The 22110-nt window shown below is 32.6% G+C and carries 19 protein-coding genes; 8 read left to right on the top strand and 11 right to left on the bottom strand.

The annotated features are described in order from the left end of the window. Positions 1–99 precede the first annotated feature (99 nt). Positions 100–399 (top strand): hypothetical protein, encoded by a 300-nt coding sequence (locus LNP27_RS13555; protein ID WP_229942178.1) that lies wholly within the window; start codon positions 100–102, stop codon positions 397–399. 41 nt (positions 400–440) lie between these two features. After that, positions 441–1202 (top strand): DUF3575 domain-containing protein, encoded by a 762-nt coding sequence (locus LNP27_RS13550; protein WP_229942177.1) that lies wholly within the window; start codon positions 441–443, stop codon positions 1200–1202. A gap of 60 nt (positions 1203–1262) precedes the next feature. Here the strand turns inward: LNP27_RS13550 and uvrA are convergent, their stop codons facing one another. Then, positions 1263–4052: an excinuclease ABC subunit UvrA gene (gene uvrA, locus LNP27_RS13545; RefSeq protein ID WP_229942176.1), complete on the bottom strand. Its 2790-nt coding sequence runs from the start codon at positions 4050–4052 to the stop codon at positions 1263–1265. Positions 4053–4386: 334 nt separating this feature from the next. Here uvrA and LNP27_RS13540 point away from each other — a divergent pair, with 334 nt between their 5' ends. After that, positions 4387–4971 (top strand): RNA polymerase sigma factor, encoded by a 585-nt coding sequence (locus tag LNP27_RS13540; RefSeq protein ID WP_229942175.1) that lies wholly within the window; start codon positions 4387–4389, stop codon positions 4969–4971. A 53-nt stretch (positions 4972–5024) separates the two neighbouring features. Continuing rightward, positions 5025–5168, top strand: coding sequence for a hypothetical protein (locus LNP27_RS13535; protein WP_229942174.1), 144 nt, complete (start codon positions 5025–5027; stop codon positions 5166–5168). Between the two features lie 95 nt (positions 5169–5263). Here the strand turns inward: LNP27_RS13535 and LNP27_RS13530 are convergent, their stop codons facing one another. Next, positions 5264–5914: an endonuclease III domain-containing protein gene (locus LNP27_RS13530; RefSeq protein ID WP_229942173.1), complete on the bottom strand. Its 651-nt coding sequence runs from the start codon at positions 5912–5914 to the stop codon at positions 5264–5266. Positions 5915–6132: 218 nt separating this feature from the next. On the opposite strand from LNP27_RS13530, the gene bcp reads away from it, so the two are divergent. Continuing rightward, the gene (bcp, locus tag LNP27_RS13525) at positions 6133–6585 is read left to right on the top strand and encodes a thioredoxin-dependent thiol peroxidase (protein WP_229942172.1); all 453 of its coding nucleotides are present in this window, start codon (positions 6133–6135) and stop codon (positions 6583–6585) included. Between the two features lie 281 nt (positions 6586–6866). On the opposite strand, the gene LNP27_RS13520 is transcribed toward bcp, so the two are convergent. Next, the gene (locus tag LNP27_RS13520) at positions 6867–8327 is read right to left on the bottom strand and encodes a TonB-dependent receptor (RefSeq protein ID WP_229942171.1); all 1461 of its coding nucleotides are present in this window, start codon (positions 8325–8327) and stop codon (positions 6867–6869) included. A 94-nt stretch (positions 8328–8421) separates the two neighbouring features. Between LNP27_RS13520 and LNP27_RS13515 the strand changes: the two genes are divergently transcribed. Both LNP27_RS13515 and LNP27_RS13510 read left to right on the top strand, forming a co-directional pair. Next, positions 8422–9186: an MBL fold metallo-hydrolase gene (locus tag LNP27_RS13515; protein WP_229942170.1), complete on the top strand. Its 765-nt coding sequence runs from the start codon at positions 8422–8424 to the stop codon at positions 9184–9186. A 12-nt stretch (positions 9187–9198) separates the two neighbouring features. Then, a complete protein-coding gene (locus LNP27_RS13510) occupies positions 9199–9705 on the top strand; it encodes a hypothetical protein (RefSeq protein ID WP_229942169.1) in 507 nt (168 codons plus the stop codon). A gap of 65 nt (positions 9706–9770) precedes the next feature. On the opposite strand, the gene LNP27_RS13505 is transcribed toward LNP27_RS13510, so the two are convergent. The 4 genes from LNP27_RS13505 to LNP27_RS13490 are packed head-to-tail and all read right to left on the bottom strand — an operon-like array spanning position 9771 to position 14011. Beyond that, entirely contained in the window at positions 9771–10421 is a 651-nt protein-coding gene (locus tag LNP27_RS13505; RefSeq protein ID WP_229942168.1) for an alpha/beta hydrolase, read from the bottom strand. Positions 10422–10467: 46 nt separating this feature from the next. After that, positions 10468–10794 carry a hypothetical protein gene (locus LNP27_RS13500; RefSeq protein ID WP_229942167.1) on the bottom strand — a complete coding sequence of 109 codons (327 nt, stop codon included), beginning with the start codon at positions 10792–10794 and terminating at the stop codon, positions 10468–10470. 4 nt (positions 10795–10798) lie between these two features. Continuing rightward, positions 10799–12052: a dihydroorotase gene (locus LNP27_RS13495; RefSeq protein ID WP_229942166.1), complete on the bottom strand. Its 1254-nt coding sequence runs from the start codon at positions 12050–12052 to the stop codon at positions 10799–10801. 30 nt (positions 12053–12082) lie between these two features. Beyond that, positions 12083–14011, bottom strand: a complete 1929-nt coding sequence (locus LNP27_RS13490; protein ID WP_229942165.1) for a BatA domain-containing protein — start codon at positions 14009–14011, stop codon at positions 12083–12085. Positions 14012–14312: 301 nt separating this feature from the next. On the opposite strand from LNP27_RS13490, the gene LNP27_RS13485 reads away from it, so the two are divergent. Beyond that, a complete protein-coding gene (locus tag LNP27_RS13485) occupies positions 14313–15422 on the top strand; it encodes a lactonase family protein (RefSeq protein ID WP_229942164.1) in 1110 nt (369 codons plus the stop codon). A 58-nt stretch (positions 15423–15480) separates the two neighbouring features. Here LNP27_RS13485 and LNP27_RS13480 read toward each other — a convergent pair whose 3' ends face one another. The 4 genes from LNP27_RS13480 to LNP27_RS13465 form a co-directional block, all read right to left on the bottom strand. Further along, positions 15481–16833, bottom strand: a complete 1353-nt coding sequence (locus LNP27_RS13480; protein WP_229942163.1) for a DEAD/DEAH box helicase — start codon at positions 16831–16833, stop codon at positions 15481–15483. Positions 16834–17013: 180 nt separating this feature from the next. Next, positions 17014–18279: a YaiO family outer membrane beta-barrel protein gene (locus LNP27_RS13475; protein WP_229942162.1), complete on the bottom strand. Its 1266-nt coding sequence runs from the start codon at positions 18277–18279 to the stop codon at positions 17014–17016. Beyond that, positions 18279–20666, bottom strand: a complete 2388-nt coding sequence (locus tag LNP27_RS13470) for an LTA synthase family protein (protein ID WP_229942161.1) — start codon at positions 20664–20666, stop codon at positions 18279–18281. The genes LNP27_RS13475 and LNP27_RS13470 overlap by 1 nt, the downstream gene beginning before the upstream one ends. 12 nt (positions 20667–20678) lie before the next feature. Beyond that, positions 20679–22109, bottom strand: a complete 1431-nt coding sequence (locus LNP27_RS13465) for a glycosyltransferase family 2 protein (RefSeq protein ID WP_229942160.1) — start codon at positions 22107–22109, stop codon at positions 20679–20681. Position 22110 lies beyond the last annotated feature (1 nt).

The raw sequence follows: 22110 nt of genomic DNA, 5'->3' as shown, positions 1-22110 counted from the left end.
TAAAAGTGGGTATTGTGAGATTCTAAATAAGCTTTTAAATTTGCGATTGCTATTTTTAGCACTAACAATCTAATTAACAGGTTAATAATCTTAGGTACTATGAAAAGTAATAATAGTGTAAATGACGAAAATTTAATAAAATTCTCCTCTATTTTAACTAATAAAACCAACAACGGATTTGTGATTTTAGAGAGAAATGATAAATTGCCGTATGCTATTTTACTTAAAAGTGAAAAGAAGGTAGATCACATTTCTAATTTTTTTATGTTTTGTGCCACGCTTGGACTTTGGTCAATCGTGTGGATTTATATATCGCAAGTTTCTTCAAAAGCTAAAAAAATACTGGTTGCATTAGATGAAGATGGAAATCCTTTCGAAGAGAAATGTTATATGGGATAATGTATTATATTTGGTCCATAAATAACTTAAAATCAAAATTTATGAAAAAAGTTTTACTCTCCATTACATTTGTTTTTTGTAGCGTTTTTATTGGTTTCTCGCAAACAGCGGATTCAAATGATGACTTTATGACAAAAAATAATAATGTAAAAATTAGTTTGACAAGTCTTGCTTTTAAAAATGTTCAATTTCAATATGAAAGAATTCTGACTAAACGCATTGGCGTTGTAGTTGGATATAGTTTTATATCTAAAGGAAGCGTGCCTTTTAAATCGCAGATAAATGATTTAGTATCAGACGATCCTGATACCAAAGATATGTTCAACAATGCACAATTAGGATATTCGGCTATTACGCCTGAGGTTCGATTTTATCTAGGAAAAGGCTACGGAAAAGGATTTTATATCGCTCCATTTTACAGGCATTTAAAATATGATATTAGTGATGTGAATTTTACATTCAGTAGTGATTTAGGTCCTCAGGAGGATATCGATATGGGTGGTAAACTAACTGCTAATACTTTTGGACTACAGTTTGGAGCTCAATTTAATTTGGGTAAAAATATAATTTTAGACTGGTGGATTGCTGGACCTCATTATGGTACTTCAAAAGGTGATTTTGCAGGTGTAACTGATAGAACGTTGACTCCGTTTGAGCAAGCCGAACTTCAAAAAGAGCTTGATAATATTGATCTTCCTATAGGAGATATTGAAGCTAAAGCTAACGCAAATGGCGCAACAATAAAAATAAGCGGCCCATGGGCTGGGATTAGAAGCGGTTTAAGTTTAGGATATAGATTCTAGAAACATTATAATAATAATAGAAAGCCGATAAGTCTAGAAATGGATTTATCGGCTTTTTTTTTATTTCTTTAGAACTGCTTTCAAATAAGCACCTGTAATTGATTTTTTGTTTTTGGCAATTTCTTCGGGTGTTCCTACAGCGAGTAACTGACCACCGTTTTCTCCACCTTCAGGGCCTAAATCGATAACCCAATCCGCACACTTTATAAGGTCAAGGTTGTGTTCAATTACAATTATGGAATGTCCTTTCTCTATTAAAGCATCAAACGAAGTTAATAATTTCTTGATGTCATGAAAATGCAATCCTGTTGTAGGCTCGTCAAAAACAAAAAGTGCTTTGTCTTTCGTAGCTCCTTTTACTAAGAAGGAAGCCAATTTAATACGTTGCGCTTCTCCGCCAGAAAGTGTAGAGGAAGATTGTCCTAATTGTACATATCCTAATCCGACATCTTGTAGGGGTTGTAGTTTTTGAATGATTTTTGCTTGCTTGTTAGCGATAAAGAAAGCAATAGCGTCATCAACAGTCATGGTCAGTATATCATGTATGTTTTTATCTTCAAAAGCCACTTCTAATACTTCTTTTTTGAATCTTTTTCCATTACAAGTTTCACAAGGCAACTGAACATCGGCCATAAAGACCATTTCTACATTGATAGAACCTTCTCCTTTACAAGTTTCACAGCGACCACCATCTACATTAAACGAAAAGTGTTTGGCCTGATAACCTCTTATTTTAGATAGTTTTTCTTTGGCGTATAATTCTCTAATGTCATCATACGCTTTGATATACGTAACAGGATTAGAACGTGAACTTCGACCAATAGGATTTTGATCTACATATTCAATATGTTTGATTTGTGAAAATGAACCTGTCATTTCCGTAAATTGGCCTGCTTTTTCACCTACATTTTCCAGCTTTTTTTGCATTGCTGGAAACAAAATTTTCTTGATAAGTGTACTTTTTCCGCTTCCAGAAACTCCTGTGATTACGGTAAGAACGTCTAGTGGGAAAGTAACATCAATATTTTGAAGATTATTTTCTCTAGCACCTTTAATTTCAATATAATTTTTGAATAATCTTCTTTTCTTTGGTACAGAAATTTCTAAATCACCATTAAGGTATTTTGCAGTAAGTGAAGTCGATTTTAGAATTTCTTCAAATGTTCCTTGAGCCACTAGATTTCCACCTAAGGTTCCTGCTTCTGGACCAATGTCGATAATCATATCTGCAGCTTTCATGATGTCTTCATCGTGTTCTACCACAATAACGGTATTGCCTAAATCTCGAAGTGAAATCAATACTTTTATTAATCTTTCTGTGTCTTTTGGGTGTAAACCAATACTCGGTTCATCGAGAATATACATGGAACCCACCAAACTACTTCCTAAAGAAGTCGCTAGATTAATACGCTGGGATTCTCCACCAGAAAGTGTTGCCGAATTTCGGTTTAGTGTTAAATAATCTAAGCCTACTTCTGTCAAAAAGGACAATCTGTTATTGATTTCTACTAATAAACGTTTTGCAATTTGTTTTTCATAAACATCTAATTCTATGCTGTCAAAAAAGCGAACTAAATGCTTAATAGGTAAATCAACTAAATCAGAAACCGTTTTAGAATTGATTTTTACATAGGATGCTTCCACTCTCAATCGCTTTCCTTTGCAAGAATAACACTTGGTTTTCCCGCGATAACGAGAGAGCATCACACGGTTTTGTATTTTGTAATTTTTTTCTTCTAATTCTTTAAAGAAACCATTTAGACCTTGAAAATATTCATTTCCATTCCAAATTAATTCTTTTTGATCTTCAGATAATTGAAAGAAAGGTTTGTGAATGGGAAAATCAAATTTGTAAGCGTTGTTCACTAATTCATCTCTAAACCAACTCATGCTTTCACCTCGCCAGGGGAAAATTGCATTTTCAAAAATGGATAAAGTAGTATTTGGAACTACTAATTCGGCATCAATGCCTATAATATTTCCGTAACCTTCGCATACAGGGCATGCTCCATAAGGATTATTAAAGCTAAATAAATGAACATTTGGCTCCAAGAAAGTAATCCCGTCTAATTCAAAATTACTAGAATACGTATACTTTTTATCCGAGTTTAATTCTTGCAAATAGCAAATTCCTTTTCCTTCAAAAAAGGCAGTTTGCACCGCATCAGCAAGACGATTGTAAAACTCTTCTTCTTCCTTAACTACAATTCTGTCAATAATTAAAAGAATTTCTTTTTTATCTAATGAATCCGGTAAGTCGTCTAAACGAACCATTTCATTGTCCACTAAAATTCGGGCAAAACCTTGTTGCAAAAGTACTTTAAGTTTGTCTTCGAGTTTCCTGCCTTCTTCTAAATGAATAGGAGCGAGGAGCAACCATTTACTATCTAATTCAAAAGTTTTTACTTCTGAAACAACATCAGTTACTGTATTTTTTTTTACTTCACGACCAGAAACTGGGGAATACGTTCTTCCAATTCGAGCAAAAAGTAATTTTATATAATCGTATATTTCTGTTGAGGTTCCTACAGTGGAGCGGGCATTTGTAGTATTTACCTTTTGTTCGATAGCAATTGCAGGAGCAATTCCTTTGATGTATTCTACTTTTGGTTTGTCTAATCTTCCTAGGAATTGTCGGGCGTAGGAAGATAAACTTTCTACATAACGGCGTTGCCCTTCGGCGTACAAAGTATCAAATGCTAAACTTGATTTTCCCGAGCCTGAAAGTCCAGTAATAACCACTAATTTATTTCTAGGAATTGCAACATCTACATTTTTTAAATTATGTACTTGTGCTCCTTTTATGATGATATTTTTCTTTGGATCTAATTTAGAAAGGTCAACTTGCATAAAAATAATAATTTTCACAAAAGTAAACAATTTTCAATAGACAACTGGGAATGAACAAATCACAAATTTCAGCTAACAACTCTATTTATAATTGTGAAAAGGGATCTGTTTAGGTACGTTTTTTATTGTTATTTTTTGCGTTATTGAACGAAATAAGTCATTGTTTATTATAAATCAAGAATTTTTAAGTTAATTTTACTTAATTTTATTTGCATCTTGAACAATTAATTAGTTAAATTTGACCGCTTAACAAACTAAAAAAAAATTAGCCTATAATAAAAAAATACTTTTTAGAGAAATCTACCTATTTTAATTAAAACTAAAAAGTAACATTATGGTTAATATACAACTTCCAGACGCGTCATTAGTTAAGGAATATGTCGCAGGTAATGAGGATGCCTTAACTAAATTGATAAAGAGGCACGAATCGAAAATTTACGGATTTATATATTCTAAAATTCCAGACAGAGATATAACAAACGATATTTTTCAGGACACTTTCATTAAAGTGATTAAAACCTTGAAATCAAATTCTTATAACGAAGAAGGTAAATTCCTTCCTTGGGTTATGCGTATTTCTCACAATCTTGTTGTGGATCACTATAGAAAGAATAAAAAGATGCCAATGTTTAGGGAAACAGAGGAGTTTTCTATTTTTTCTATTATGTCTGACGACTCTTTAACTATCGAAAATAAAATCATTGCTGAGCAAGTTGAAATGGATTTGCAAAAGCTTATTCAAGAATTGCCTGCTGATCAAAAAGAAGTTCTGGTCATGCGAATGTATCAAGATATGAGTTTCAAAGAAATTTCAGAATCTACTGGAGTAAGTATTAACACAGCATTAGGTAGAATGCGTTACGCATTGATGAATTTGAGAAAAGTAATTGATAAGCACCAAATTGTTTTAACCAATTAGCAATATATTACAGCTTGCTGCGTTGTAATATAAAAGCAAATAATTATTACTTTATGGCAAAAATTTACTCAAAAAAAGCATCGGTTTCACAGTCTATGAAACCAAGAGAAGAAACAATTTCTTTTTTATTAAGCTACTCCAAAGCGCTGAGCGTGATAAAAATTAATAATGTAAATATCGAAATTATTTCAAACTAGAAAAAATAGACAAACGCTATTTCAGTCTAATTTTAAAAAAAAATCCCACTCTATTCAAATCGAATGTAGTGGGATTTTTGAATTTAAATCTTTGTTTACTTCTTGTAATAGGAATCAAGTACGGTTTTTCGACCAATTGTTTTTGTGATAATATCTTTTTCTAAATCCCAGCCACGTGCAGGTGAATATTCCCTTCCGTACCAAATAATTTGTAAGTGTAAATCATTCCATATTTCCTCTGGGAAAATGCGTTTTGCATCTTTCTCCGTTTGAACCACATTTTTTCCGTTGGTCAAATTCCAACGATACATCAAGCGATGAATGTGTGTGTCAACAGGAAAAGCTGGAACTCCAAAAGCTTGTGACATCACCACACTAGCTGTTTTATGTCCCACAGCTGGTAATTCTTCTAGAAATTCAAAACTTTGAGGTACTTTTCCGCCGTGTTTGTCAATTAGAATATGAGATAAACCATGAATTCCTTTAGATTTCATTGGCGATAAGCCACAAGGACGAATAATTTCCTTAATCTCTTCCACTGACATTTTAATCATATCATACGGATTGTCAGCCTTGGCGAAAAGTAAAGGCGTTATTTGATTTACGCGAACATCCGTGCATTGTGCCGAAAGTAAAACCGCAATCAGCAAGGTGTACGGATCTTTATGGTCCAGCGGCACTGGAATGGTGGGATATAGTTCTTTTAACGTATTTATAACAAAAGTTACCCTTTCCTGTTTGTTCATTTTTGTATTTTTATGACTGTAAAAATAGTTTAATTTTAAGTATGTGCCTAATCCAGCTGTCCATTACAAGTCCTCCCTCAAAAAACTTTTTTTCAGTCTGGGCTTTTCACTTCCATCTGGGGCGAAGTAAATAGGAATCAAAGAAATTATAAGTACTAATAAAGCTTTATGAACGTTGCGAGAAAAACGTCGATCACATTGCTGTTAAATAAAAAAACATGATAACATTAAAAAAAGGAGACAAAGCACCTGATTTTTCAAGCCTAGACCAAGACGGAAAGTTGCACCAATTAGCAGATTATAAAGGAAAAAAATTAGTGGTTTTCTTTTACCCAAAAGCTAGTACACCTGGCTGTACCGCTGAGGCATGCGACTTAAGAGATAATTATGAGCGTTTTAAAGCAAATAATTATGAACTACTAGGCGTAAGTGCTGATTCAGCTGTAGCGCAGACTAAATTTAAAGATAAATATGAATTCCAATTCCCTTTATTAGCAGATATTGATAAATCAGTAATTCAAGCTTTTGGAGTTTGGGGTCCTAAAAAATTTATGGGAAAAGAATACGACGGAATTCACAGAACTACTTTTGTAATTGACGAGAACGGAATTATTGATGACGTTATCGAAAAAGTAAAAACGAAGGAACACGCAGCGCAGATTTTGAAGTAAGGTTATTTATTCGAATCAAGAGTTAAAGGTAATGCGAATGTTTCCAAAGTCTTGTGTTTTGGCCCAGACAATAGCGGCAGCCCTGATGGGAATAGCTATATTTTATGTGAGAAGCAAAGCAACTAGAGGAAGTTCATACTACGAGCTAATAAAATAAAGTTTTTGAGTGAAGACTATAGCGTAAGGCTGGATTAGCTTCTAATAAGAATCAAAAAGCCAAGACAGTATCATGTACTTCTTGGCTTTTTTAGTTTAAAATCTTTAGTATTAACTGCTAGATTTTAATTTATTTCCTTTAAAACTTTATTTGGATCATAGCCAAAAAGTTGGTGTTCCTTGATAATTTCTGAAATACCTGAAGGAAGCATTATTTCCCAGCCCGGTTTTCCATTATTAATCATATTCAAAACCTCGCGTGAGAATACTTCTAAAATAGATGGATCGTAATCATCAATATCTACTACTTTTCCATTGAACTTGAAGAATTTGTATAATTCTTTCATTCTTGGATGCACTTTTAGATTTTCTGAAGTGATAATATCGCCATCTTCCCCAAGCATTGGATACAAGAAAACTTTCATATCACGGTAAAATAATTTTCCAAAAGCTTCCAATATTCCACCACTTAAATGGCGGTAATATTTCTCGTCAAATATATCTACTAAATTGTTTACGCCCATGGCTAATCCCATTCGGGCTTTAGTATAATTAGAGAAATATTCAACTACTTTATAATATTCTTGGAAGTTCGAAATCATTACAGTTTGCCCAAGTGAACAAAGTAATTCTGCACGATCCATGAAATCTCTTTCGTCAATTTCACCGTCAGAACGAAGATTTGATAAGGTAATTTCGAAAACCACAAGTGTATTTTCCTTTTCTACTTTATTTTCGTTCACGAACATTTTTAATGATTTCTCATACATGTCCATATTTACTTTAGTAACAGGACGGAAACTTCCTCTAAAAGCAAGTATGTTTTTCTTGTATAAAATGGCTGCAGGAAGAATGTTTTTACCGTCTGGATTAAACATAACCGCATCTGTCATTCCGTTTTTTACTAACTGCAAACTCATCAAACGATTATCAACATCAGCAAAACGAGGTCCTGAGAAGTTGATAGTATCTATTTCTAACTGATCTTTATCTAAGTGGTCGTATAAATAGCGCAGCAATCTTTTAGGGTCATCATTTTTATAGTACGCACCATATATCAAATTTACGCCTAGAATTCCTAACGTTTCTTGTTGCAAACGTATATCTGTTTCTTTAAAACGAATGTGAAGAATAATTTCGTTGTATGCTTCGTCTGGTTCTGTTTGATAACTAATTCCAACCCAGCCGTGTCCTTTAAATTGTTTAGCAAAATCAATAGTAGCAACGGTATTTGCATAACTAAAAAACATTTTATTAGGATGTTTTTCTCTGCTTAGGCGCTGCTCAATAAGGTTTGTTTCATGCGAAAGCATTTTTTTAAGTCGGCTCTCCGTAACATATCGACCATCTTCTTCGATTCCATACACGGCATCACTAAAATCTTTGTCATACGCTGACATTGCTTTTGCTATTGTTCCAGAAGAACCACCAGCTCTAAAAAAATGTCTTACAGTTTCCTGTCCTGCTCCAATTTCTGCAAAAGTTCCGTAAATGTTCTCGTTCAAGTTGATACGGAGTGCTTTATCTTTTATTGAAGGGATTTGTTCGATGATTCTGTCACCTTTTAATTTTATTTCTGTATCCATTTTCTTTTAATATGGCTAATATGTTGCAAAGTTAATGAAATAGCATTCTAATGAAAGAGAATTAATCCTATTTTTGTAAATAAAATCGATAGAGTTGAAGGTATATTTTTTAGGAACTGGTACGTCACAAGGTATTCCCGTAATTGGAAGCAATCATCCCGTATGCAAAAGCACTGATTTAAAAGATAAAAGACTTAGAGTTTCTATTTGGATTTCATGGGACAATTTTTCTTTTGTTATCGATTGCGGACCAGATTTCAGACAACAAATGCTTGCGTCCAATTGTCCGAAAGTTGACGGAATTCTATTTACTCATGAGCATTCAGATCATACTGCTGGAATTGATGACATCAGACCTTTTAATTTTAAGCAAGGAGAAATACCTATTTATGCACATCAAAGAGTTATAAATGATTTAAGAAAACGATTTGGCTATGTCTTTGAAACGGTTAATAAATATCCTGGAGCACCTTCAGTAATAACCGTTGAGGTGATTAATAACCAACCTTTTTCCATTGGAAATAAAGTAACAATTCCTGTAAACGTAATGCATGGAAATCTGCAAGTTTTTGGATACCGAATTGATGATTTCGCCTATTTGACAGATGTGAAAACGATTGATGATAGCGAAATTCAAAAGCTAAATAACCTAAAGGTATTGGTTATAAATGCTTTACGTGAAGAACCTCATGATACACATTTCAATTTGCAAGAAGCACTAGATTTTATAACTTTACTGAAGCCGGAGAAGGCTTATCTTACACATATTAGTCATATTATGGGATTTCATGAAGAGGTTCAAAAAAAACTTCCTGCAAATGTTTTCCTCGCACATGATAACTTAGAAATTACATTATAATTATATTCAAAAATGAAAAAATCATTATTTCTCTACTTATTTATTCTTACGCTACTTTTTACTGTATTTACTTATATGTTTTTGACTAAACAAGTAAAATTTGAACAAGATAGATATGTAAAAACGACTACAAAGCTGCGCGATAGTATCCAACTTTTAAAGACTAAATTAGCGGATGCAAACTATTTTTCATTGGAAAATAATGAAAACGCACAAAATTATTTTGATGTAGTAAGTACTAGTAAAACAATTCAGTACGAGAAATTAATTCCTGCTGTTACTGAAAAATTATTAGATCTGAATTCGAACCCTAAAGGGAATCCATACACAGGTCAAGACCAAATTGGAGCAAATAAATTTATCATCAACAAAGTAAAAGTCCTTAATCACAGATGGATTATTGCTGATTTTAGCGATGGAGAATATTGGGGTGAAGTTTTGCTGAAGTACTTTGTGAATGGAGATGAAAGTATTTCTTTTGAAGTAAATCAGTCTTTACTATATCAAAAACAAAAGTAGTCACTTATATTATTTTAAATCGCAGTTTTCAAGAATGGCTTCTGAAAACTGCGATTTACAATTAATTATCTTTGTACTAAAAGCCAGTTGTTAAAATCATAGAAATTTTGAGGAGCAACTCCATGACCTACAGGATATTCCTTGTATGTTACGGCAATACCTAAATTTTCTAAAATAGCAGGCGTTTTTCTAGCCCATTCTACAGGAATAACTTGATCTACAGTTCCGTGAGAAGCAAATATTTTTAAATTATTAAAGGTGTTTTTAAGATAATCTTCAGTAACAATATCTAGATTCAAGTAACCACTCATTGCCACTACTTTCTGCACTTTTTCTGGATAAGAAAGTGCTACTGCATAACTTAAAATAGATCCTTGGCTAAAGCCAATTAAGGAAACATTATTAGCGTCTATTGGATACGTTTGTATTAACTCATCTATAAATGTAGCAATTAAATCTCTAGACGTTTTAGCTTGTTCATTGTCGGAAAATTTGTTTTGATCCGCATCAAAATTGATGGCATACCAAGCGTAACTTCCATATTGCATATCATAAGGTGCACGTGCTGAAATGATATAATAATTGTCGGGAAGCTCTTCGGCAAAGGAGAATAAATCGGCTTCATTGCTGCCATATCCATGAAGTAAAAGTAAAAGCGGGTTTTTTTCTAGTTTTACTTTCGGTTCGCGTATTTTAAATTCTAAAGATAAATTCATTTTAATGTATTGGTTTTGCAAAGATATTGGACTCTGAAATTGAAATTTAAGATATACTAGACAACCATTTCTGGAAAAAAGTCCCTAATAAAGGAACAGGTTTTGTTTCTCCTTTTATCGCACTTGTAATGCCATAAGACCAAAGTACTAAGACGAAAATCCACATGGGCGCTGAAATCATTAAGCTATCAAAGTGACTAATAATAAGCCCCAGTGAGATAAAAGTTAATGTTATACCTAAACCTTGACGAATGTGGAAAGAGGCAAATGCATTCTTATCTTCAGAGTTCATTGACATGGCTATAAAAACGCCAATTCCTAAAATATAACTCGTTATTGCTGCCGTTTTTCCTGTTTCTGTACTGTTGTTCATTGTTTTATGCTAAAATTAATTGTCCTTGGTTTAGAATACCGTAAACTTTTCCTTGTAATTGTGTTCCTAAAAAAGCAGAGTTTTTAGATTTTGAAAGTATTGATGATTTTGTAAATACATTTTTTGGTTCAGGGTTGAATAAAGTGATGTTTGCTCTTGAACCTTCATTAATGTTTTGTATTTCAATACCAAAAGTTTCTTTTCCAGAAGTTAATTTTTCGATTACAATTTCTAAAGGTAAAACAGTCATTAGAGCACCAAAAGCACTTTCCATACCAGTTGTTCCACTTTTGGCTCCATCAAATTCCATTTTTTTATGCTCTATATCAATTGGGTTATGATCAGATGTAATCATATCAATCGTACCGTCTTTGATGCCTTTCAACAGCGATTTTCTATCGGTTTCTGTTCGCAATGGCGGCGACACTTTATATCTTGTATCAAATCCTTCTAATTTTTCATCAGTCAAAACTAAATGGTGAACTGCTACGCTGCAACTTACGTTTAGTCCATTAGCCTTAGCTTCTTTTATTAATTGGACTGATTTTTTAGTAGAAACGGTTGGGATATGTAATTTCCCTCCAGTATATTCTAGTAGAAATAAATTTCTTGCTATTTGCAATTCTTCGGCTAGATTTGGAATTCCTTTTAATCCTAAACGAGTAGAAACAACACCTTCATTAGCCACTCCATTTCCTTTAATATTTTCATCTTGTGAAAAAGCTAGGATCAATCCGTCAAAATCTTGAACGTATTGTAATGCAATTTTTAGCAAATTAGCATTGCTTAGACTCTTATTATAATCTCCAAAAGCGACTGCTCCCGATTTTTGCATATCAAACAATTCAGCCATATCTTTTCCTGCACTTTCTTTAGTTAAAGCACCAATAGGATACAGTTGCGTTGCAAATCCAGTTGCTTTATTTAGTACAAAATTTACTTGGGATTGATTGTCAATGATAGGGAAGGAGTTAGGTTGTAAGGCAATAGCTGTAAAACCACTTTTAGCCGCTACGTTAAGTCCGTTCGAAATCGTTTCTCGATCTTCAAAACCGGGTTCTCCAAGAGATATACTACTATCAAACCAACCTTGGGACACATGTAAATTATCAAGTTTTATCTCTTCTACATTTTCAGTATTGGAAAGCGAGGTTCCTATTTTTTTTATAAAACCATCAACAATTAAAATATCTGCAGTCTTGTTGTGAAAAGGACTCTTTGAATCGATAATTTTGGCGTCTCTGATGATTAATTTCATGTTTCTTTTTAATTATTTGAACTTCGATTTCTATTTTACGAATCTTATAATGGCCATTTCTGTTATTAGAAATAACAGCGCAAAGATAACAAACCATTTCCAAATTTGATTATCCGCCCGATCAGTTTGTAAGGTGTTATAAAGTGATTTTATAGATTCGACTGTTTTATATTCTGATAGCAAGTTTTCATTGGCTGTAGCCAAATCACTTTCGGTTCTATTGTAGTTAAAACTGATATTTTCAATCCATTCTTTTTTATTATAAACGACAAAATTACCAGCTTGTTCGGGATAATCACCAAAAGTCATCTTGACTTTACTATTCAATATTTGCTGGATTGGAATAAACTGCTCTTCGGAATTTTTTACAGTCAAAATAGCATCTTTATTTAAAGATGTTTCAGTTAAATGTGGATTGTTATTTCCAATGATTAAAGCATTAATACCATTGCTATGATTGTACATTGCCATTTTATAAAAAGTAGGTACTATGAGCGGGGATTGCTGAAAATTAGAGTTTTCAATAGAAATAGGAGCCGCAAAAACAGCTACTGTCCCAATTGGATTATTAGTCGAAGAGAGGAAAATGCTTCCATCTTCATATGATAAAACCGCAGGATATGAACTCGATAAAGGAAATGACTTTTTTGTTTTTGGATACTGAAAATTAACTACTGTTTTTTCAAAAACACTATTGTATATCGGATGATTGAAATTGATTTTAGTAATCTGTTTCTCTGTGTTTTCTAAAGCGTCAAATTTTAGGTTGCTAAAATTCGATACCAATGAATTCAAATTTGAAATGGAGCATAATGCCGAAGGAATAACAATAAGATTCCCTCCTTTTTCTACAAAAGATTTTAGGGTGGTGATTAGTGATTGCGGGATTTCATCTAATTCATTCAAAACGATGGCATCTTGCTCTTCCAGTTTGTTGTAATCTAATGTACTTAAAGTGTAGCTGTTGAAATTGAACTCTTCAGGAGTGTAAATTCGGGACAGGAAATTGTTTTTTGTAGGTTCACCAATACTAATTACATTCGTTTTTTTAGCTTTTGAAATACTGAAGTATAAAGTGTTGTCATAAGGCAAACCATTATCGACTATTGAAACATAACCATGAAAAGCTTGTCTTGGAATAGTGAAATTAACACTCTTTTTGGGGCTATCTAGCGTTACAGTGGTTTTCGCAATTAACTTTGTGCAATTGTATAGCGAAATAGGAATAGCTTCAAATTTATCTCCATGTCCTGACAATTGTATACTAATTTCATAAAACTGCTCCAATGTTTTATAGATAAAAACACTATCGATCGAAACATTATTTTTTTGAACTGCTTTAGGGATTATAAAATATGGTGTATTATCAGCTTCTATGTTTTTAAGTTGCTTTTTATCTAATCCAATTCCATCTGTAATGATTACAATATCCTTTTTAAAAGCTGATTTATGTGCCTTTAATTTAGCCATAATATTATCTAACTGAAAAGGAGTAGCGCTGTATTTTAAATTTTGCAAAGAACTACGAACTGACTTGATATCTGTGTTCCAATAGTTTTCTGAATTGGTAAGCAATGAGAAGTTTACGTTTTCTGGTGTTTCTTCAAGCAATTCCTGAACAGCTCGTTTAAGTAATTCGCCTTTATTTCCTTTGGCTTGCATGCTAAATGAATTGTCTAAAATGATATACAATTCGTTATTAGCATTTTTACTGTCTTTGGATTCAAAAAAAGGTTGTGCAAAAGCAATGATAATAAAAGTAAGTAATAAAAGGCGAGAGGCAAGAAGCAGCCATTTCTTTATTGTGGAGCTTTTTCTAGTTTGAATAGAAAGTGACTTCAGTAAACGAACATTTGTGAAATCCTCCTTTTTAAAACGGCGTAATTGAAATAAGTGAACCAAAATAGGAACGATTAACGCGAACAGAAAGTATAAAATTTCGGGATGTTTAAATTGCATTCTGAGTTTGGATTTACTTCACTGGTTTCTAATTTCAATGAAGCTCATTGAAATTTATTAGCCAAAAATACAAATTTGTTTAAAGTTTTTCGACACGAATTTCACTAAAAAACCTTAATACTGATGATTCTGAAAAATTATTTTCACAAAATTTTTACTTTTTGGAAGATTGACCTAGCTTTCAATTATCCTAATTCGTGTTTTCAGTGTGATTTATCGATATTTTCGATTTTTTAAAATAAGTGTTTCTCCGTAATTTTAAATATAATGGTTATTTTAGCTTTTCAATAAATTTAAAAATATGAAAAATTCGGTTGCTCTTCTTTTATTCATTTTCGTTATTACTAGCGTACAAGCACAAAAAAATAAATTCAATTTATTAATCGGAACTTATACTAATAAGTGCGATAGTAAAGGAATTTATGTATATGATTTTGATTCGAATACAGGAAATTTTAGTTTTAAAAATGCTACAGAAAACGTAATTAACCCTAGTTTTTTGAGTGTTTCTAAGGAAAATAATTATATCTATGCTGTTAATGAAAATGGGGATAAAAGTATGGTTAGTTCTTTTAGTTATCTTCCTTCTACTGGTAAAATGGATTTTATAAACAAAGAAAGTGCTAAAGGAACTGATCCTTGTTATATTATAAATGACGATAAGAATGTAATAATTGCTAATTATTCAAGTGGTAGCATTTCTGTGTATGGAAAGAATAATGATGGAAGTATTACGGAAGCCAAGCAAGTAGTACAACATTATGGCAAAGGAATTACGCAAAATCAGACAGGACCTCACGCACACATGGTTTATTTTTCTCCAGATAAAAAATACGTTTTAGGGAATGATTTGGGAATTGACAAAGTATTCACTTATGCCTACAATCCAAATTCACCTCATGAGATTTTGAAAAAAAAGGATAGTATTTCTGTAAAACCGGGAAGTGGTCCAAGACATTTAACTTTTAGTAAAGATGGAAAATTTGTTTATTTATTGCAAGAATTAGACGGAACGCTTACTGTTTTTAGTTATTCAAACGGAACTCTAAAAAAAATACAAGAAACTTCAGTTGTATCAAAAGACTTTAAGGGAACTGTAGGCGCTGCTGATATTCATATTTCACCTGACGGTAAATTTTTATACGCATCTAATCGCGGAACGGCAAATGACATTTCGATTTTTAAAATCCTTAAAAATGGAAAATTAGAAAGTAAAGGTAAAATGAGCACTAAAGGAAATGGACCTAGAAGTTTTAGAATAGATCCAAGTGGGAATTTTCTTTTGGTAGCGCATCAATACACTAATGATGTTGTGATTTTCAAAAGAGATCAACTTACGGGTGCGATTAGTGATACGGGGAAAAAAATTGAATTGTGTTCTCCAGTTTGTTTAGTATTTACTGAAAACTAGATAGGATTTAAAGGAAAAAGGCTTAAAAATGAAATTCATTTTTAAGCCTTTTTTTATGCTATTTGTTTTTGTCTTTTCGTTTTTTATCTCTTGTTTTAAGCATATTACGATTGACAGATCCGTGTGTTTTTTTCTTGGTTACACCAGGACCTCCTAAGTTTACTTTCTTGTTCTTTTTGCTTTTTTCCTGAAATGCACCATCACCTTCCAGTTTTTTCTTTTTCATCAAAAACTTAATCGGTTGTCTGTCTTTTTCAGGTTCGATTAATTTTGCTGAAATTTCAACTGTTTCAGGGAATTCCTCGATGGATAATTCCATATTCATCAACACTTCAATTTCTATTTTTGATTCTTCTTCGCGAGGGGCAATGAAGCTTATTGCAGTTCCTTTGGCATCGGCACGACCCGTTCTACCAATTCTGTGCATGTACAATTCAGGAAGTTCTGGCATCTCAAAGTTGATAACATGAGTAATGTTGGAAATATCCAAACCTCTTGCCATAATATCAGTAGTGATCAAACCACGAAGATTGCCTTCTTGGAAAGAGGCCATCGTGCTCAAACGATAGTTTTGTGATTTATTAGAGTGTATTACTCCAAATTGATCTTCAAATTCCTCTTCGATTCGTTCTTGAACTAAATCGGCGATTTTTTTATTATTTACAAATACTAAAACACGGCTCATTTCCTCGTTATTGTGCAGTAAATGTTTTAATAGATTTATTTTAGTGTTGAAATTAGGAGCCTGATACGTAATTTGTTTGATGTTTTCCAATGGTGTTCCTGATGCCGAAAGTGTAACTTCTTCAGGATAATCAAAATAATCATTCAAAATGGCATCCACTTCATCTGTCATTGTAGCCGAGAAAAGAATGTTTTGACGTTTTTTAGGCATCATAGCTAAAATAGATGTCAGTTGCGTACGAAAACCTAAATTAAGCATTTCGTCAAACTCATCGATAACTAGTTTTTGCATTTCTTCAAACCGAATCACATTATCTAGTGTTAAATCCATGATTCTTCCTGGAGTACCTACAAGGATATCGCAACCAGTATATACAGTAGTCTTTTGAGTATTGATATTGACACCACCAAAAATTCCAATAGTTCTAACTGACATGTATTTTGTCAATTTCTCTACTTCTTCTACAACTTGCACAACAAGTTCACGTGTAGGAACTAGAATTACTATTTTAGGAGTATGTCCTGGAGTAAATTTATATAATTTTAGTAGCGGTAACAAGTAAGCGAATGTTTTACCCGTACCTGTTTGAGCGATTCCCATCATATCTCTCCCTGACATAATCACAGAAAAAGTTTTTTCCTGAATAGGAGTGGGTGTTGTAAATCCTAAATCATCGATTGATTTTTGTACAGATTTAGGAAGATTGAATTGCTCAAAAGTAGTCATTTGCTTAATTTTTTTGCAAAGATAGTCTTTTTGAAAGTAATGTTGAAAATCATTCAAAATCTATTAAATGATAGTTGTTTTCAGTACTAATGAATTTGATTATTCGATAATTAAAAATTCAACAATCTTAGTGCATTAATAAAATTATAACTGTTTAAAATATGTAAATCTCATCGGTTATTATTTGAATTTTAGGTCCCAAGATAAGGCAAGAGAATAAATCCAAAAGAAATTTCCTTGGTCAAAAATTATTTCTTGATGTGCAACACCCATTTGTACTCCCCAGGCATTTTGCTTGTTTGCAGTAGTAAAATAATATCCAATATTAAATTTTTGAGATTCAAGGTTTACAATTGCTGGATCGGTTGCACTAAAGGCAAACTGATTGAACTCCGGAGAGAATCCCATACCAACTGAAATACCTAAATAATTATCGGCATCACTGCGATATTTTCTATAGGTCAAGGTTCCTGATGTACTCGTTCCAGTTTCTCCCGGAGTAAAATAAGGGCGGAAAGACCAATAACTATTACCACTATACCAACCTATTGAACCAGTGTAAATATTTGTGGTTGATGAGTATTTCAAAGTTCTAAATCCAGCCGACACTTCAAAGCTTTTTGGTAAAGACTGGAATAACTCAGCTCCATATTTTACATCTGGAAATAAAAATGAATTAGCGACTCCAACATTTACATAAGCATACAATCCTTTCCTAATTTTAGGGTATAAATCTACTTCAAACTGAGCTCCATTTTCATTAAAGCGTCTGTTTAAATTTAGCTTAGGAGTAATACTTCCGTATTTTGTTTGGCGGCTATATTTAATAGAATAATATTGCATTGGATCAAAAACGGAAGAATACAAATCAACGGAAGCATTAATACCAATTGAGTTTTTTCGAAGTAATGTGTTTAGACTTTTCTTATAATCTTGAGCTTTTTGATCGTCTGGATTTTGATTTAAAATGGATTGAATGGTACTTAACGTATCTAACGGATTGTTAGTACTTTCTTCTGCGCTTGCTTTTAAATAAAGAAATTCAGCGTTATGAGGAAATTTTTTCAAAGCATTATTTGTCATTTCTAATGCTGCATATGGTAAATCGGCCCATAGTTCATTTTTTATTGCAGCAATCCAAGTGTCTTGACTTCTTGAATCTTTTTCTAAAACAACAGCAAATGTTTTTCTTGCTTTTTTGTAGTCACCGTCCCATGAATAAGTCGTAGCTAGAAACGAGCGTATTTCATTATAATTAGGATATTTAGACAAGATATTGATCAATGTATCTTGTGCCGCTTTGCGCTGCTGATTGAAAGCTAAATTTCGAGCAGTCTCAAATGAAGTGTCAGGGTTTCCATTATATACCTTTTCTTGGCCTTGCATTTGAATGGAACCAAAGAGTACGATTAAAAAAGTCAGTTTTGTAATTATTTTTGTAATCATTATTTTAAAGATTTTTTTAAAGTTGAGTATTCTTTATTTTCAGGATATAGTACTAAAAGACTATCAATGGTTTTCTTTGAAGCGGAATTATTATTCATTCTTTTGTAGGCTTGCGCCAATTTATATCCTAATTCGGGATTGTTTATTTGATTGCCTAATGCTTTCTTTCCTATTGCGACTCCTTTTTTATTTTGGCCAGACCACCAATAAACATCCATTATAGCCAAGTATGAATCTCCATAGAAAGGAGTTCTGTCTATTACTTCTAGTAGTTCTTTTTCGGCATTCTTATAATCGCCATCCCAAGCTAAGACACGGCCTTTTAGGGTTCTTACATCTCCATAATTAGGAAGATCATTTAAAATGTAATTACATAATAACTGTGCTGTTTTACGCTCTTTTTTGAATGCCAAATCTCTTGCTAAAAAGAAAATCTGATCTCGATCTAATCCTTTGGTTAGTTTTTTAATAGTCGAACGCTCTTCATTAGTAAAGTCATAAACTGGTTTCTTGAAACTAGATGTAATGTTAGTAATTTTGTCTTTGGTAGTCAAATAAGAATTTAGTCTTTTAAAATCATTAAATGAGCTGTTGACTGTTTCTCTCATATCATCACCAGTTTCATTGACATTGAAATTTTCATCAATTTTAAACATATTCCCATCAGAATAAAAATACTCCTTGTAGATATAATCATTTATACTTCCTTTATACCGCATCAATGGAATAGTATTTACATTTCTAAAGGTTCTTGCTGTGTCAAGTCCTTTAGCAAGCCAGGTTGTTTTTTCTATTTTGTTGAATTTATAATTGTTCGTCAAAAATGAAACTAAACTCGGCGTTACATCGCTATGTGCAGAAATAGATTTGAATATTGCTGTTTTCTTCAGCATCGGACTGTATATGTATAACGGAACATGAAAACGCGATAGATTATCTTTTTGAGGTACTGGAATTAATCTGTGATCTCCCGTAATTATAAAAATAGTATTGTTGTAATCCGCTCTTTTAGAATAAGCTTCCATAAAGTTTTGGATAGAATTATCAGTATAAAGTAAGCAGGCAAATATGTCTTTGTAATCCTTTAGCTTATCTTTTTCAGAGGTAGATTTTGTATTTATCATTTGCTCCACTTTTGTCAAATACTCTTTTTTTGAAGGGAAATCAAATGGTTCGTGATTCGTGAGAGTCATTATAATGTCCAATCTCGGTTGTTTAGTATCCTTCAATTCCGATAAGGTTTTGCGGTATATTTCGGCATCTGGATAACCCCAAGAAAATCCACCAGAATTTGCTTTGGTCATTACATATCCAGGTCCAAATTTATTGATATCTATAATTTTGTCGATACCATTATATTCTAAGAAATTGCTTTTTCTGTCAAATGATGATTCATCACCACAGTAATAATTTGCGGCGTAGCCATTCGATTTTAGGATACTAATTAAGGAATTGTGTTTAGGAATTGGATTTATTTCCATAAATCCATTTTCACCAAAAGGTAAAGACCCCATTAGTGATGGTAAGGCACCAAATGTTCTTCCCGCATTGCTGACAAAATTTTTCCAATAAAGTGATTTCTTAGTCAGGGAATCTAAATAAGGAGTGAAACCGCTATATTCACCATTATCTGTAAAGTCCCTACCTAGGCCTTCAACAATAATAAATACAATATTGGGCTTTTCATTCTTAACGTCAAAAAAAGGCGCTAACACATCTTTGCTGTTTTCTGAAGCTTCTTCCAACGGATATTCCTTCTTAAAAGTTATATTTCCTTGAGAGGCTAAAGCTTTTTCATTCTTGGCGCGTATGATATCACTTAACAAGAAATTTATTTTATTTTGAGCAGTTGGTTTGCTACTTCCAGCAATTATTAAATTCAGACTTCCAAACACGAGTAAAATTAATAGTAAAATCTTGGAATTAAGTTTGTGTCCAAATGAATGAAATAACTTTATTAATCCAAAATAAAAAAGGGGTAGAATTATAAAGGGTAAAAATGTAATGAAAGATATTGATAAAGATGCCGTTACGGTAGTGTACATGTCGCTCAATGAGTAGCCCAAAAGATCAGCACCTAGATTGATGTGAGTGGTTAGACTGTAGCCAATCAATCCCAATTGCATAAGTACTATTATGGAGAACAAAATTCTGATAACAATGATTCCTAAACTACTTTTTACGAGTTTTAAAAAAAGATAAATTGGGAAAAATATAAGTCCAATTACTAATCCAGTAAAAACGTCATTTACTAATTTAAAGGCGAACAACTGTATTCCAAAATTTTTGAAAATTTCAATCAAACTCAATAAGCAAAATAGTACGATCAACGAAATTGTTGCGTATAAATACTCTAGATTATTTTTATAATTAAATTTCAGGTTCATTTAGCTCTAATTTTATGCTTTTTTCATTCCTTTTCTGGTCATTTCTCCCCACTTTTTCTTTTTGTTAAAATAGTAATCAATATTTCCTCTAATTGCTGCATATAATACAAAAGGATGGTTAACAAAAGGTTCTAAAAAAGCAATCGTGATTAAGTGAATTCCAGTGCCTTTCTTTTTATATTGATGATAGGTTAACTCTTCAGTAATAATTGCGATTAAAGAAAATATAACTGTAAATAAATAAGCTAAAATAATAAATCCAAAAGCGTAGTCCCATCTAATTTTATTTGTGGCGATCAATACAGCAAAATAAATGATGCCAACAAATTCAACAATTGGAGCCAATCTTTCGAAAAAGAACCAATACGGATAACTGATCAGGCCTAGTACATTATATTTTGGATTAAAGCCAATTTTTCGATGTTTTTTTAAGGTTTCAATCGTTCCACGGGTCCATCGGTTTCTTTGAGAAATAAAAATTTTATAGCTATCTGGTGCTTCGGTCCAGCATAGAGGATCTGGAATATAGGCTACTTTATAAGTTCTCTTCTGCTCCTCCATATAGCCTCTCATTCTTACCACGAGTTCCATATCTTCACCTACAGTGTCCTTGTCATAACCACCAACTTTGATAGCGATTTTTTTATCAAATAACCCAAAAGCTCCAGAGATCACAAGTAAACCATTGAGTCTGCTCCAAGCCATTCTTCCAAGTAAGAAAGCTCGTATGTATTCGAGTATTTGCCCTTGTTCAAGTAGTTTTTTAGGAAAATTTACGTCGTGTAATTTCCCTTCTTTTACAATACAAGAGTTTGAAATTCTGATAACTCCTCCTGCAGCGATAACTTTTCTATCAGTTACTTCTAGAAATGGTTTTACCATTTTTTGTAGAGAATCTTCTAATAATAAGCAATCAACATCTATGCAAGCTACATATTCGCTGTTACTAATGTTAAGCCCCATATTCAAAGCATCAGCTTTTCCTCCATTTTCCTTGTCTACAATAATTAGTTTCTCAAATGCTGGGTTTGTTGATTTGTATATTCCTTTTCTAAGAGGCTTGGTTGGAATTTGCTCGTTTATAAGATAATCAACTTCCACTAGATGATAGACTTCAATTAGCTTTTCTAAGCTATCATCTTTACTGCCATCATTTACAATAATTACATCGTAATTTACATAGTGATTGGACAATAAGGAACGCACGTTTTCAACAATATTCAAACTCTCATTATATGCAGGGGCAATAATCGATATGGTTGGTGAATTGTTAGAAGACATTATTTCTTTATAATTAACATAACTATTTTTGCGCTTGTACTCTATAGTTTCTATTGCAGAAACAACGGAGAGGACAAGATAAGAAGCAATAGCAGCAACACCATAAAGTATAAATAAATACTGAAAAATTTCAAGTGTAATATATATCGCATAATCTCCCATA

Origin of the sequence: Flavobacterium galactosidilyticum, assembly GCF_020911945.1 — a bacterium.
GTDB classification, from domain to species: Bacteria; Bacteroidota; Bacteroidia; order Flavobacteriales; family Flavobacteriaceae; genus Flavobacterium; species Flavobacterium galactosidilyticum.
This window is presented reverse-complemented; position numbering and strand designations above follow the sequence as displayed.